Consider the following 14,008-nt stretch of genomic DNA (forward strand, 5'->3'; position numbering starts at 1 on the left):
AAAAGTTCTTGGTGGCGGAGCGGACGGGACTCGAACCCGCGACCCCCTGCGTGACAGGCAGATATTCTAACCAGCTGAACTACCGCTCCCTATCCAAACTCCATAGCCTAAAAACGCATGCTTTAGTCATGGTGGTCGCTATAAGACTCGAACTTATGACATCTACCTTGTAAGGGTAGCGCTCTACCAACTGAGCTAAGCGACCAAAATATTGAGATAGAATCCAACTAAACCCGTATAAAAGAGTGGTGACTCCTAGGGGATTTGAACCCCTGTAACCACCGTGAAAGGGTGGTATCCTAACCACTAGATGAAGGAGCCACGATGCTCATGGTGACCCGTGTTGGATTTGAACCAACGGCCCATTCCTTAAAAGGGAATTGCTCTACCAGCTGAGCTAACGGGTCTCACAAAAAAAGATAATGATACAATTTTTTTTAACGCTTGTCAAGAATAATTGAAAAATATTGCGGTTTTCATAGAAACGAAACGCTCTTAAAACGGCATAACAGCTTTTGCTTAAATAAAAACTTGGTTGCGCTTTAATGCTATAAGGATAATAATAGACGCCATGCATTTTGGTTATTGGTTAGTATTGTTTTTAGGGGTTTTAAAAAAGCTTTGTTTTTATCAAGATCTAACAAATCTTATTAGGATTTAATGCTTTTTTTGTTTAAAAAATTTCATTGTTAAAAAATGGGGTTTTGTTTTATTGTTTTAGATCTTGTTTTGTTGTAAAACGCATTTTCTTTTATTTTATTTTCTTAAAGGGATAGGGGTGAATTTTACGCTTGACCCCCCAAAAGAAAGGGTTCAAAAAAAAGAAAGGCTTCAAAAAAGAAATCCCTTAAAAAGGGAGTTTCACAAAAAGCCAGATATTAGTAAGCGAACACATAGTTGAGATACACGCTATAAAGCCTGCGGTATTGGAGTTGAGTGCCTAGCAAAGAATAGTAATTGGTGTTGATCGTGGGGATCTTCACGCCTAATTCCACGCCATGCTGAGCCGCATGATCGCTCGCTTTTTTCTTATTCTTAGCGAGGTTCATTCTCAAGCCCAAGTTGAATAAGAATTGGAAATTCGCCACATTCATTTTAGCGCTATAGAAATTATTGAAGGTCGCTAAATTCACGTATTGAGAATTAAGCCACGAAGTGCCGGCTAACGCAATCCCTCCAAACACCCCAAAAGAAATCTTGCTGTTTTTGGTGGCTTTATCATTGATGAAGTTATAAAGAACATCAGTCCCTACCCCATAAGTGAACACATCAGAGGCGGAGTTGAAAAAGCTGGATTTGATATAAGCATGGTTATAGTCAAAAAAGCCGTAATACCTTAATCCCCATCTTCTTTTTTCACCAAAAAATTGTTTATACCCTATTTGCACGCCGATCCCATTCATCGCGCCGTTGTTGGTTTGAGAGCTGATCAATCCAAAGCGTCTGAAAGGGTTATGCCCTAATTCTTGCGTGGCGCTTAATAATTGCGAATAAGCGCTCTGGTTGACTTGATAAACGGCCTGTAAGCCCCCGGGGTTATTAGGGTTAGTGGATTGGCTTATCAAATTTTTAAGGAATGGGGAATCAGGCGTGTTTGAAGCGGTCGTGGTGATGCTGTTATAAGTGTTGTTTAAAGTGCTAAGGCTGCCTCTAAAATCAAGTATCGTGCGCGCCAACAACTCAGATTGCTTGATTTGCTCGGCTTGAGTGCCAAAATGCGCAAGGCTGTTATTTAAAGCCGTTATCGTCTCTTCCACATACGCGCAACCGGCTCCCCAAGTGTTAGAAGTAACCCCTTGATTGGGTGTTGTGCCATCACTTCTGCAAGCTGCCAAGTAATTTGATATAAAATGGCTTGGGATAGTGTTAAGGTCTTTTTTCATTTGATCGGCTAGTTCCAGTATCTTGGCTTGCGCTTGCGCGTGATTGAGCATGTTTTGAGCGAAAGCCCTATCAGAAGAGGTGTAAGGGTTGAAATCTTGCGGCGCACTTTGATTGTTTTGAGCGTTAAGGCTTTGAGCTTGCGTTACGATTTCTTGGGCGTTTTTGATCATGTTGGTAACGGCGCTAAATTCAGCGCTAAAGATTTGGCACGCATTCCCATTTTTACTGATATTCCATGGGCTACCATCACCCGGAGCGTTTTCATTATGCGTAGATCGCACGAGAGGGCATTGCGTGTTAAGGACATTCATGATCGTGCTTGCTTGTTCTAAAAGGTTTTGAGCGGTATTGGTGAATTTAAAGGTTTGCGTTTCTTTGTTGTTATTACTAGAGCTAGTTACACCATTACTGCTACCATTTTTGTTACAGAACTGGTTCACACCACCACTAATATCATTATTTTGTTTGCATTCGTAGGTGTAGGTTACGGTCACTTCTGTGCCTTTGTTGTCTAAGACAGGAAAACCATTTTGAGCCTTTAAAGCTTTTTGGATAGCTTGATAGGCTTTATTGAGTTTTTCAAATTCTTGGATAGACATGGACTTACCAGGCCCAGTCGCTTCATACCGGTTGCAAGTGATGCTCGTGGACGACGACCCTGGTTGATCATTAAAAACCACGCTGCCAGGGCCACTACCTGTGCCGTTACCGTTCCCACACATGATCGCATAGCCGATGACATTCCACAAGCCCACCGCCGCATTCAACGCCAAATACACCGCTTGATAGGCCGGGGAGTTGGTTTTTTCGCCAGTCAACCCTTGCGTGTTGGCTTTTAAATTATCGATCGCAGCATTGATTTCTGAAGGGCTGCTCGCGTTCGTTACCGCCTGATTGAGGTTGTTAAAATTGTTTAAAAGGTTGCTCAAATTCTCATAAGTGTCTGAAAGCCTTTTCAATTCGCCGGTGTTTTTCACCATTTGAGCGGCTTCACCGATTTGATAGCCCGCGCTGATAAAAAAGCCGTTGTCTTCAGCGTTTAAAAGCGAAGTGGCGAGAGAGAGAGAGAGTAAAAGGGTTTTTTTCATAAATATCCTTTGAAATTAAATTGAGTGATTGAGATTTTATACATTAAGAACATACTTAATGTATTTGAGATTATTGTAGCACAAAATCGTTTTTTTTTTTTTTGTCATTTGGAGAAAATTTTAGCATTTTTGCATTTTTTGTGCTTTGGGTGGTAAAGAGTTTTTAGATTTTGTTTTAATGGAATGCTAATGATAAAAGCTTAACAGAGATTTTTTGTTGTGCGTTTTTCAAGACGAGCGGTTTTGTGAGATAAAAAGCCCCCCAAGAAGAGAGCTTTTATAAAAAATGGTATTAAAAAGCAAGGGGGCTTACATCATGCCGCCCATGCCTCCCATTCCGCCCATGCCACCCATATCAGGCATTGCTGGGGCCGCTTTTTCTTCTTTGATTTCATGCACGGTGGCTTCTGTGGTTAAAAGCAGGCTTGAAACCGAAACCGCATTTTGTAGAGCGATCCTTTCTACTTTTAAGGGGTCAATAATGCCTTCTTTAAACATATCTACATACTTGCCGTTGCTAGCGTTAAAACCAAAATGCCCTTCGTGTTTTTCCACTTCATTCACGACCACGCCGCCATCATAACCGGCATTGATAGCGATTTGAGCTAATGGGGCTTTAATGGCGCGCATGATGATTTCATAGCCCACTTTTTCATCATCGTGTAAATGCAAATGCACTTTTTGAGCCGCACGGATGAGAGCCGCACCGCCGCCAATCACAATGCCTTCTTCAACAGCCGCTTTAGTTGCGCTCAACGCGTCATCCACCCGGTCTTTTTTCTCTTTCATTTCCACTTCACTCGCAGCGCCCACTTTAATCACAGCCACACCGCCAGAGAGTTTGGCCAATCTTTCTTGCAATTTTTCTTTGTCATAATCGCTTGTCGTGCTTGCAATTTGGGTTTTGATTTGCGCGACTCTGTCTTTAACATCATCGCTATGGCCTTTGCCATCTACGATCGTGGTGTTGTCTTTGTCAATCACAATCCTTCCGGCTTTGCCTAAAAACTCCACTTCAGCGTTTTCTAGACTCAAGCCTAATTCTTCGCTAATGACTTGACCACCGGTCAAAACAGCGATGTCTTTGAGCATTTCTTTTCTTCTGTCCCCAAAGCCTGGAGCTTTAACCGCTGCGATATTCAACACGCCTCTTAATTTATTCACCACTAGAGTCGTTAAAGCTTCGCCCTCAATGTCTTCAGCGATGATTAAAAGCGGTTTGCCCTCTTTCATGGTTTTTTCTAGTAGCGGGAGAATGTCTTTCATGCTAGAGATTTTTTTATCCGTTAAAAGGATGTAAGCGTTATCCAATTGAGCGGTCATTTTCTCAGCGTTGGTTACAAAGTAAGGGGAGAGGTAGCCTCTATCAAATTGCATGCCTTCTACAACATCCAATTCGTCTTCAATGCCCTTAGCTTCTTCAACGGTGATCACGCCGTCTTTACCCACTTTTTCCATAGCGTCAGCGATGAGTTTCCCGATATTGTGATCGGAGTTTGCAGAAATGGTCGCTACTTGGGTGATTTCTTCTTTACCGCCTACTTTTTTGCTCGCTTTTTTAAGCTCATTAATGATCGCTTCAGCGGCTTTATCCATGCCTCGTTTCACTTCAATAGGGTTAGCCCCAGCCGTGATATTCCTCAAGCCCTCTTTAAAAATGCTATAAGCCAACACGGTCGCTGTGGTCGTGCCATCGCCAGCAGCATCAGCGGTTTTGCTCGCTACTTCTTTAACGAGTTGAGCGCCCATGTTAGCCACCGGGCAACTTAATTCAATCTCTTTAGCCACGCTCACGCCATCTTTGGTGATGCTTGGAGCGCCATAGCTTTTTTGGATCAACACATTCCTACCTCTTGGTCCCATGGTTACTTTGACAGCGTCATGGAGTTGTCTCACGCCTTCAAATAAAAGGTTTCTCGCGCTATCTGAAAATTTGATTTCTTTTGCCATTTTGTATCCTTAATAATGATGTTTTTTAGTGTTTTTTGTGATCATGACAGCAAGCTTCATGCTCTTTAGCATGTTTATGGTCATGATTACCTGTATGACAGCAAGAGCCTGAGCCCACAATGCCTAGAATGTCTTCTAGTTCTAGCACCATGTATTCAGTGCCGTCCAAAACGATTTCTGCGCCTTTGTATTTGCCAAAAGCGATCACATCGCCTTCTTTAACGCATTTGCAACCCTCACTGATTTTATGGCTAACCGCTTTGACTACGCCCATTAAAGGCTTTTCTTTAGCGTTATCAGGGATGATGATGCCTGAACTGGTTTTATTCTCTTCTTCAAGTCTTTTTACTAAGACCCTTTCTCCTAATGGTTGAAACTTCATTTCAGTTCTCCTAAGTTTTGATAAATAAAATAGAAATTTAGCGCTTAGTATTCTTAAGCGACATAACTATAGCGCATTTTTAGGGATAAGTCAAGCCATAAAAACAAAGCTAAGAATATAACTATAAGGATTTATTAGTCTATTTGTATAAAGTTTCATTAGTTTAAAAATATAAGGATTAGAAAAAAGAGGCGTTATTAACAAACCTTTTTTAAGATTTTATTTATTGAGTATAATTCATTCAAACAGCTTAAAACAAGAAACAAGATGAAGAAAGCATGAAAAATGATTCTTAAAAGTTCCATTGATCGCCTTTTGCAAACGATAGACATTGTAGAAGTCATTAGCTCCTATGTGGATTTGAGGAAATCAGGTTCGAATTACATGGCTTGTTGCCCTTTTCATGAAGAAAGGAGCGCGAGTTTTAGCGTCAATCAAGTTAAAGGGTTTTACCATTGCTTTGGGTGTGGGGCGAGCGGGGATAGCATTAAATTTGTGATGGAGTTTGAAAAACTTTCGTTTGTGGAAGCATTAGAGAAATTAGCCCACCGATTCAATATAGCTTTAGAGTATGACAAAGGCGTTTATTATGATCATAAAGAAGATTACCACCTTTTAGAAATGGTGAGTTCGTTGTATCAAGAAGAGCTTTTTAACGCCCCGTTTTTTTTGAATTATTTGCAAAAAAGAGGGCTTAGCCTAGAGAGTATCAAAGCGTTTAAATTAGGCTTATGCACGAATAGGATTGATTACGGCATTGAAAATAAAGGCTTGAATAAGGACAAGCTCATTGAATTAGGCGTGCTGGGCAAGAGCGATAAAAAGGGTAAAACCTATTTGCGCTTTTTGGATCGCATCATGTTCCCTATTTATAGCCCTAGCACTCAAGTGGTGGGCTTTGGAGGGCGCACCTTAAAAGAAAAAGCGGCCAAGTATATCAATTCGCCCCAAAATAAGCTTTTTGATAAATCCAGTTTGCTTTATGGCTATCATTTGGCTAAAGAACACATCTATAAACAAAAGCAAGTTATTGTAACAGAGGGGTATTTGGATGCGATTTTATTGCACCAGGCGGGTTTTAAAAACGCCATAGCCACGCTTGGGACAGCTTTAACGCCATCGCATTTGCCCTTACTTAAAAAAGGCGATCCCGAAATCCTCTTAAGCTATGATGGGGATAAGGCAGGGCGAAACGCGGCTTATAAAGCGAGCTTGATGTTGGCTAAAGAGCAAAGGAAGGGGGGGGTGATTTTGTTTGAAAACAACCTGGATCCAGCGGATATGATCGCTAATAATCAGATTGAAACCTTAAAAAATTGGCTATCGCGCCCCATGGCTTTTATTGAATTTGTTTTAAGGCGCATGGCGGGTTTTTATCTTTTAGACGATCCTTTAGAAAAAGATAAGGCCCTTAAAGAAATGTTAGGGTTTTTAAAAAACTTTTCCTTGCTTTTACAAAGCGAATACAAGCCCTTAATCGCTTCTCTTTTGCAAGTGCCTTTGCATGTTTTAGGGGTTAGAGAGCGAGCCTCTTTTCAGCCTTTTTACCCCAAAACAGAAAAACCCAATCTTGCTCAAAAGTTCGCTCATGTTCCTAACACGATGGGTTTGGAATTTTTAGAAAAATTGGTGATCCGCTATCTTTTAGAAGACAGAAGCTTGTTGGATTTAGCGGTGGGCTATATCCATAGTGGGGTATTCTTGCATAAAAAACAAGAATTTGACGCTTTGTGTCAAGAAAAATTAGACGACCCTAAATTAGTTGCGTTATTATTAGATGCGAATTTACCCCTAAAAAAAGGGGGGTTTGAAAAGGAATTGCGTTTGTTGATTTTGCGCTATTTTGAGCGGCAACTCAAAGAAATCCCTAAAAGCCCGCTTTCTTTTAGCGAAAAAATGATCTGTTTGAAAAAGGCTCGCCAGGCCATTATGAAATTAAAACAAGGAGAATTAGTCGCCATATGAAAAAGATTAAAGCTTTAGCCCTATTTAGTGGGGGGTTGGATAGTTTGTTGTCCATGAAATTACTCATCGATCAAGGCATTGAAGTAACCGCTTTACACTTCAATATAGGGTTTGGGGGGAATAAAGATAAAAGAGAGTATTTTGAAAACGCCACCGCGCAAATCGGGGCTAAACTCTTGGTGTGCGATATTAGAGAGCAGTTCTTTAACGATGTGTTGTTCAAGCCCAAATACGGCTATGGGAAGTATTTCAACCCTTGCATTGATTGCCATGCCAACATGTTTAGGAACGCTTTTTATAAGATGCTTGAATTGAACGCGGATTTTGTTTTGAGCGGGGAAGTGCTAGGGCAACGCCCTAAATCCCAAAGGAAAGAAGCGCTCAATCAGGTGAGGAAATTAGTCAGAGAGGTGGGCGAAGAGGCTCGTTTTGATCCCGTTTTAGACCGAACGCAAGCAGGCGATGAAAAACCGCAATTTTTAGACGAATTGCTCTTAAGGCCCATGAGCGCTAAACTCTTAGAGCCTACTTTTATGGAAAAAAAGGGTTTTGTTGATAGAGAAAAGCTTTTAGATGTGAGTGGCAGGGGGCGCACTAGACAATTGCAAATGATCAAAGATTACGGCTTGAAATATTATGAAAAGCCAGGTGGGGGGTGCTTGCTTACGGACATTCAAGTGAGCAATAAGATTAAGAATTTGAAAGAATACAGAGAAATGGTGTTTGAAGATAGTGCGATTGTCAAAAACGGGCGTTATTTTATCTTACCTAATAACGCTCGTTTGGTGGTGGCAAGGAATGAAGAAGAAAACCATAAGCTAGACATTCAACACCCCTTAATGGATAAGATTGAATTATTAAGCTGTAAAGGCCCTTTGAGTTTAGTGGATAAAAACGCCAGCCAAGAAGATAAAGAATTGGCCGGTCGTATCGCTTTAGGCTATGCTAAGACTTTAAAAAATCAAGCTTACCTCATTCAAATAGGGGATGAAAAACGCGAGCTTTACCCATTGGATAAAGAGAACGCTAGAGAATATTTGTTCGCTTAAAAGGGAGTTTTTGAGAATTTTAGGGGTTTTCTTTTTATGCTATAATGGAAAAAGCTCTAATCATTAAGCTATTTGCTAGGAGGTTTGCATGCAAGAGTTTTTAGGTTTTGGTGTGGTGGGGAATTTTGCAGGACATTTGGAGCAAGCAGGAGAGAGTCATAGTTTTATTAACATGAAAAGCGAAGAAAAGGACGCCCCCAAGGGGTTATTCCCTTTTTATATCCCGTATGAGAATTGCTATCTGGGGCGTTGTTGCATTAATAACCATAAGATTATTTTGCCTAGTGATTTGAATTTGAAAGTGCAAGCAGAGCCAGAAATCGCTTTAGAATGCGATGTTAAATACGATGAAAAACATTTGGTAACCAAGCTTGTGCCTAATTTTTTCATGGCGTTTAACGACGCTTCTGTGCGTAATTTAGAAGCCGCAAAGCTCTCCCAAAAAAAGAATTTTTCACCAGCTTCTAAAGGTATAGGGCAAAAATTGCCCATTGATAGGTTTGTTTATGGGGGGGTGTGTAACAATTTCTCTATCGCGTCTTTTTTGAAATACAATAATGTTTGGCACATTTATGGGGAAAACAGCAAATTGCTCAAATACGAGTTTTTTTATCAAAAGCTTTTAGATTGGATCAAAGACCAATTAAACCACCAACAAGATGGCGACTCTTTAGAGGCTCTAAGACCTTTTTTAGAGCACCATAATTTCCCTACTAAAATGATTTTTGCGATTGGGGCTACCCCTTATATGCCTTTTGCACAAGAGCATTTTTTGCAAAAAGGCGATGAGGTGGTGATCGTCGCTTACAACCATTTACAATATAGTTTTGAAAAGATTCAAAGCCTCTTAGAAGAAGACACCCTACAAACCAAAGAACACACCAATCTTTCTTATGTCTATCAAATCGTAGAATAGTAAGGCTTTTACCTCTTCAGCTTTGCTTTTTTACCCTTTTAAAGATCAAATGCACCCCTTTTGACCCCCTTTTAGAGGATTTTTATGGTTTTTTTGAGATAATAAAGCGTTATAAAGTTAATTAAAATTAAACAAAAGGGTTTTGATGTCCGCTCATTTTTTAAAAATCGTTTTTTTAGTAGGCATGTGCGTTTCAAGTTTGTTCGCTGAAGGTTTAGAGGGGTTTTTTAACGCCCTAGAAGCCCAGCTCAAAAGCCCCATCGCTAAGGGGATTTTAATGGTGATTTTCATAGGGATCGCTATTTATGTGTGGAGGAATTTAGACCGGTGGAAAGAGATTTTATTCACGATCCTTGGCGTGGTGTTTGGGATTTTTTTATTCTTTAAAGCCCCGAGTTTAGCGAATTGGTTTATGGGAATTTTTTAATGATTATCCTCTCAGCGAGCGTGAAGAATTTGCGTGAAATTTCGGTTAAAGAAAAATTTTTATGGCTGAACGCTAAATCTTATTTGATTTCTGTTTTTGCGCCTTTTATCTTGCTCCCTTGGATTGATTTGTTGAGCGCTTTTTTATTGTATTTAGGGTTTTTAGCGCTCTTTAGCGTGCTGGAATTTTTTGATGAAGATATTGCAGATATTATTGTGGCTAAAAGCAAAATAAAGACTAAAACCAAATGTTATAGAGCGTAGGATGTTAGAAAAGCTTTTAAGTGCTATCAAACAAAAAGTTTCAAACTATTTTTTAGGGGTTTTGCCTAAAAGCTATTCTATGAGCGAAGAAAACAACATTTTAGGCTTGTATGATGAGCATTTTTTACTCACTAAAAACGAAAACTTAGTGGGCATCCTCCGTTTAGAGGGGGTTAGCTACACCCATTTAAGCACAGAGCAATTGCAAGATCTCTTCACCGAGCGCCAGATGGCGTTGGATTCTTTAGAAAAAGTCGTGGCGCGCCTGGTGGTTAAAAGGCGTAAAATTGATCACCAACAAAACATTCAATCTGATTCTCAATACTTGCAAGCGATCTTGAATCAATTTGAAAACAAAGAAGTGTATGAAAATCAGTATTTTTTAGTTTTAGAAAGCGCACACTCTTTACAAGGCGTTTTAGAGCATAAGAAAAAATCTCTCATGCATGCCAATAGGGAAAATTTTAAGGACATTCTCTCTTATAAAGCGCATTTTTTGCAAGAAACTTTAAAAAGCTTAGAAATCCAGCTCAAAAATTATGCCCCCAAACTCTTAAGCTCCAAAGAGGTTTTGAATTTTTATGCGGAATACATTAACGGGTTTGATCTCCCTTTAAAGCCCCTAGTAGGGGGGTATTTGAGCGATAGCTATATCGCTAGTTCTATCACTTTTGAAAAGGATTATTTCATTCAAGAAAGCTTTAATCAAAAAACCTACAACCGCTTGATTGGCATTAAAGCTTATGAGAGCGAACGCATCACTTCTATAGCGATCGGAGCGCTTTTATACCAAGAGACTCCACTAGATATTATCTTTTCTATAGAGCCTATGAGTGCACATAAAACGCTGAGTTTTTTAAAAGAGAGGGCCAAGTTTAGCATGTCCAATCTCGTTAAAAACGAGCTGCTAGAATACCAAGAATTAGTCAAAACCAAACGCCTATCCATGCAAAAATTCGCCCTAAACATTCTTATCAAAGCCCCCAGTTTAGAGGATTTAGACGCTCAAACAAGCTTAATTTTAGGGCTTTTATTTAAAGAAAACTTAGTGGGCGTTATAGAAACTTTTGGCTTGAAAGGGGGGTATTTTTCCTTTTTCCCTGAACGCATCCATTTGAACCACCGCTTGCGTTTTTTAACCTCTAAAGCCCTAGCGTGTTTGATGGTGTTTGAAAGGCAAAATTTAGGCTTTAAAGCTAATTCATGGGGGAATAGCCCTTTGAGCGTGTTTAAAAATTTGGATTATTCCCCTTTTTTATTCAATTTCCACAACCAAGAAGTGAGCCACAACAACGCTAAAGAAATCGCTAGAGTGAATGGGCATACTCTAATCATAGGGGCTACCGGAAGCGGTAAAAGCACGCTGATTAGCTTTTTAATGATGAGCGCTTTGAAATACCAAAACATGCGCCTTTTAGCATTTGACAGGATGCAAGGGTTGTATTCTTTCACCAAATTTTTTAAAGGGCATTACCATGACGGCCAATCTTTTAGCATCAACCCCTTTTGTTTAGAGCCTAATTTGCAGAATTTGGAATTTTTGCAATCCTTCTTTTTGAGCATGCTTGATCTTGCCCCTTCAAGGGATAAAGAAGCCTTGGAAGATATGAATGCGATTTCTAGCGCGATTAAGAGCCTTTATGAGACTTTATACCCTAAAGCTTTTAGTTTGCTAGATTTTAAAGAAACGCTTAAAAGAACCTCATCTAACCAATTGGGCTTGAGTTTAGAGCCGTATTTGAATAACCCCCTTTTTAACGCTTTGAATGACGCGTTCAACTCCAACGCTTTTTTAAATGTGATAAACCTAGACACCATCACCCAAAACCCTAAAGACTTAGGGCTTTTAGCCTATTACTTGTTTTATAAAATCTTAGAAGAATCCAGGAAAAACGACAGCGGTTTTTTGGTTTTTTTAGACGAGTTTAAATCCTATGTGGAAAACGATTTATTGAACGCTAAAATTAACGCTTTAATCACGCAAGCCAGAAAAGCTAATGGCGTGGTGGTGTTGGCCTTGCAAGATATTTACCAATTAAGCGGGGTCAAAAACGCTCATAGTTTTTTAAGCAACATGGGGACTCTTATTTTGTATCCGCAAAAAAACGCTAGGGAGTTGAAACACCATTTCAATGTGCCTTTGAGCGAAACTGAAATTTCTTTTTTAGAAAACACCCCTTTGTATGCTAGGCAGGTTTTAGTCAAAAATCTGGGTAACGGGAATTCTAACATGATTGATGTGAGCTTGGAAAGTTTGGGGCGTTATTTGAAAATCTTTAATTCGGATTCTAGCCATGTGAATAAAGTAAAAGCGTTACAAAAAGACTACCCTACAGAGTGGCGTGAGAAACTTTTGAAGAGCTAGTTTTAAAAAGTTAATATTATTTTGAAGCACTCCTATTCAGATGGCTAAGGCACACAAGAAATTAGGGGACTCTGCTGTATTCCTACCCTGAAGCGTTACCCTAAAGTCCTATTGCATAGGTCTAAATAAGAGCTTAGGGATCATTTTAGCCATAAAAAGCTTATGTTTTCATTAAAAATGTTATGATACGCTCAAATAGTCAAGCAAAAAAATGTCAATTAAAAGGGTTAGATTGAAAATATTCGTTCTGTTGATGTCGGTAATTTTAGGAATATCATTAACAGGTTGCATAGGCTATCGTATGGACTTAGAACATTTTAACACGCTCTATTATGAAGAAAGCCCTAAAAAAGCTTATGAATATTCCAAACAATTCACTAAGAAAAAAAAGAACGCTCTTTTATGGGACTTGCAAAACGGCTTGAGCGCTTTATACGCCAGAGATTACGAGACTTCTTTAGGGGTATTAGATCAAGCCGAGCAACGCTTTGATAAAACGCAAAGCGCTTTTACAAGAGGGGCTAGTTATGTGGGCGCTACCATGATTAATGATAACGTGCGCGCTTATGGGGGGAATATTTATGAGAGCGTTTTAATCAATTATTACAAAGCGATAGACTACATGCTTTTAAACGATAGCGCGAACGCTAGGGTGCAATTCAACCGCGCGAATGAACGCCAGCGCAGGGCTAAGGAATTTTATTATGAGGAAGTTCAAAAAGCCATTAAAGAGATCGATTCTAGCAAAAAGCACAATATTAATATGGAACGCTCTAGGGTAGAAGTGAGCGAGATTTTAAACAACACCTATTCTAATTTAGACAAATACGAAGCTTATCAAGGCTTGCTTAACCCGGCGGTTTCGTATCTTTCAGGGTTGTTTTACGCTTTAGATGGGGATAAAAATAAGGGGTTAGGCTATCTTAATGAAGCCTATGGGATCAGTCAAAGCCCTTTTGTAGCCCAAGACTTGGTTTTTTTCAAAAACCCTAACAGGAGTCATTTCACTTGGATCATCATTGAAGATGGTAAAGAGCCGCAAAAAAGCGAATTTAAAATTGATGTGCCTATTTTTATGATCGATTCGGTTTATAACGTGAGTATAGCCTTGCCCAAGCTAGAAAAAGGGGAAGCGTTTTATCAAAATTTCACCCTCAAAGATGGAGAAAAAGTAACGCCCTTTGACACTTTAGCCTCAATAGATGCGGTGGTCGCTAGCGAATTTAGGAAGCAATTGCCCTATATTATCACTAGAGCCATTTTATCGGCTACTTTTAAGGTGGGCATGCAAGCGGTAGCGAACTATTATTTGGGGTTTGTTGGAGGGCTAGTAACTTCGTTGTATTCAGGTGTAAGCACCTTTGCAGACACCAGAAACACGAGCATTTTTGCCCATAAAATCTATCTTATGCGTATCAAAAATAAGGCTTTTGAAAATTATGAAGTTCGAGCTGATTCTATTGACGCTTTTTCGTTTTCATTAAAGCCTTGTAAAAGATCGCTTGAAAGCCCTAAAGTCATTGACGCTAGGGAATTGCTTTCAGGGTTTGTAACAGCCCCACAAGTCTTTTGCTCTAACCGCCATAATATTTTATATGTGCGCAGCTTTAAAAACGGGTTTGTTTTGAGTCATTTAAAATGATTTAAAAAACCCCAAAGATAGTTTTTAAGTGTCGTTGGCATTAAACACAAACACGATATAATTATAAAACGATACGA

The 14,008-nt window shown here is 39.6% G+C and carries 10 protein-coding genes, 4 tRNA genes and 1 other RNA gene; 7 read left to right on the forward strand and 8 right to left on the reverse strand.

What is annotated here, in order from left to right; genetic code table 11:
* Positions 1-12: 12 nt before the first annotated feature.
* From CXY28_RS01975 to groES, 7 genes are all read right to left on the reverse strand, one after another.
* Positions 13-89, reverse strand: a tRNA-Asp gene (locus CXY28_RS01975).
* A gap of 40 nt (positions 90-129) precedes the next feature.
* Positions 130-205, reverse strand: a tRNA-Val gene (locus CXY28_RS01980).
* 41 nt (positions 206-246) lie between these two features.
* Positions 247-321: transfer RNA gene (locus CXY28_RS01985), tRNA-Glu, on the reverse strand.
* A 10-nt stretch (positions 322-331) separates the two neighbouring features.
* Positions 332-407: transfer RNA gene (locus tag CXY28_RS01990), tRNA-Lys, on the reverse strand.
* A gap of 471 nt (positions 408-878) precedes the next feature.
* Positions 879-2,972, reverse strand: coding sequence for a Hop family adhesin SabA/HopD (sabA, locus tag CXY28_RS02000; protein WP_100979296.1), 2,094 nt, complete (start codon positions 2,970-2,972; stop codon positions 879-881).
* Between the two features lie 309 nt (positions 2,973-3,281).
* The gene (gene groL, locus CXY28_RS02005; RefSeq protein WP_100979297.1) at positions 3,282-4,922 is read right to left on the reverse strand and encodes a chaperonin GroEL; all 1,641 of its coding nucleotides are present in this window, start codon (positions 4,920-4,922) and stop codon (positions 3,282-3,284) included.
* Positions 4,923-4,947: 25 nt separating this feature from the next.
* Positions 4,948-5,304, reverse strand: a complete 357-nt coding sequence (groES, locus tag CXY28_RS02010; RefSeq protein ID WP_100979298.1) for a co-chaperone GroES — start codon at positions 5,302-5,304, stop codon at positions 4,948-4,950.
* Positions 5,305-5,589: 285 nt separating this feature from the next.
* Between groES and dnaG the strand changes: the two genes are divergently transcribed.
* From dnaG to CXY28_RS02045, 6 genes are all read left to right on the forward strand, one after another.
* Positions 5,590-7,269, forward strand: coding sequence for a DNA primase (gene dnaG, locus CXY28_RS02020; protein WP_100979299.1), 1,680 nt, complete (start codon positions 5,590-5,592; stop codon positions 7,267-7,269).
* Entirely contained in the window at positions 7,266-8,318 is a 1,053-nt protein-coding gene (locus CXY28_RS02025) for an MnmA/TRMU family protein (protein WP_100979300.1), read from the forward strand. The genes dnaG and CXY28_RS02025 overlap by 4 nt, the downstream gene beginning before the upstream one ends.
* A gap of 88 nt (positions 8,319-8,406) precedes the next feature.
* Positions 8,407-9,234 (forward strand): DUF5718 family protein, encoded by an 828-nt coding sequence (locus tag CXY28_RS02030; RefSeq protein WP_100979301.1) that lies wholly within the window; start codon positions 8,407-8,409, stop codon positions 9,232-9,234.
* Positions 9,235-9,379: 145 nt separating this feature from the next.
* The gene (locus tag CXY28_RS02035) at positions 9,380-9,661 is read left to right on the forward strand and encodes a TrbC/VirB2 family protein (protein WP_001272690.1); all 282 of its coding nucleotides are present in this window, start codon (positions 9,380-9,382) and stop codon (positions 9,659-9,661) included.
* Positions 9,661-9,924, forward strand: coding sequence for a hypothetical protein (locus CXY28_RS02040; protein WP_000584956.1), 264 nt, complete (start codon positions 9,661-9,663; stop codon positions 9,922-9,924). The genes CXY28_RS02035 and CXY28_RS02040 overlap by 1 nt, the downstream gene beginning before the upstream one ends.
* A 1-nt stretch (position 9,925) precedes the next feature.
* Positions 9,926-12,289: a VirB4 family type IV secretion/conjugal transfer ATPase gene (locus tag CXY28_RS02045; protein WP_100979302.1), complete on the forward strand. Its 2,364-nt coding sequence runs from the start codon at positions 9,926-9,928 to the stop codon at positions 12,287-12,289.
* A 30-nt stretch (positions 12,290-12,319) separates the two neighbouring features.
* On the opposite strand, the gene ffs is transcribed toward CXY28_RS02045, so the two are convergent.
* Positions 12,320-12,417, reverse strand: an RNA gene (gene ffs / locus CXY28_RS02050) — signal recognition particle sRNA small type.
* 173 nt (positions 12,418-12,590) lie between these two features.
* On the opposite strand from ffs, the gene CXY28_RS02055 reads away from it, so the two are divergent.
* Complete coding sequence (locus CXY28_RS02055) at positions 12,591-13,931, forward strand: COG3014 family protein (RefSeq protein ID WP_198542588.1); 1,341 nt, start codon at positions 12,591-12,593, stop codon at positions 13,929-13,931.
* Positions 13,932-14,008: the final 77 nt, after the last annotated feature.

It is taken from the genome of Helicobacter pylori, assembly GCF_002832345.1.
GTDB lineage: Bacteria > Campylobacterota > Campylobacteria > Campylobacterales > Helicobacteraceae > Helicobacter > Helicobacter pylori_CP.

What these genes read in the sequence shown, in the direction of transcription:
- sabA (WP_100979296.1), bottom strand. Translation starts at nt 2,972, where the DNA reads ATGAAAAAAACCCTTTTACTCTCTCTCTCTCTCGCCACTTCGCTTTTA.
- groL (WP_100979297.1), bottom strand. Translation starts at nt 4,922, where the DNA reads ATGGCAAAAGAAATCAAATTTTCAGATAGCGCGAGAAACCTTTTATTT.
- groES (WP_100979298.1), bottom strand. Translation starts at nt 5,304, where the DNA reads ATGAAGTTTCAACCATTAGGAGAAAGGGTCTTAGTAAAAAGACTTGAA.
- dnaG (WP_100979299.1), top strand. Translation starts at nt 5,590, where the DNA reads ATGATTCTTAAAAGTTCCATTGATCGCCTTTTGCAAACGATAGACATT.
- CXY28_RS02025 (WP_100979300.1), top strand. Translation starts at nt 7,266, where the DNA reads ATGAAAAAGATTAAAGCTTTAGCCCTATTTAGTGGGGGGTTGGATAGT.
- CXY28_RS02030 (WP_100979301.1), top strand. Translation starts at nt 8,407, where the DNA reads ATGCAAGAGTTTTTAGGTTTTGGTGTGGTGGGGAATTTTGCAGGACAT.
- CXY28_RS02035 (WP_001272690.1), top strand. Translation starts at nt 9,380, where the DNA reads ATGTCCGCTCATTTTTTAAAAATCGTTTTTTTAGTAGGCATGTGCGTT.
- CXY28_RS02040 (WP_000584956.1), top strand. Translation starts at nt 9,661, where the DNA reads ATGATTATCCTCTCAGCGAGCGTGAAGAATTTGCGTGAAATTTCGGTT.
- CXY28_RS02045 (WP_100979302.1), top strand. Translation starts at nt 9,926, where the DNA reads ATGTTAGAAAAGCTTTTAAGTGCTATCAAACAAAAAGTTTCAAACTAT.
- CXY28_RS02055 (WP_198542588.1), top strand. Translation starts at nt 12,591, where the DNA reads ATGGACTTAGAACATTTTAACACGCTCTATTATGAAGAAAGCCCTAAA.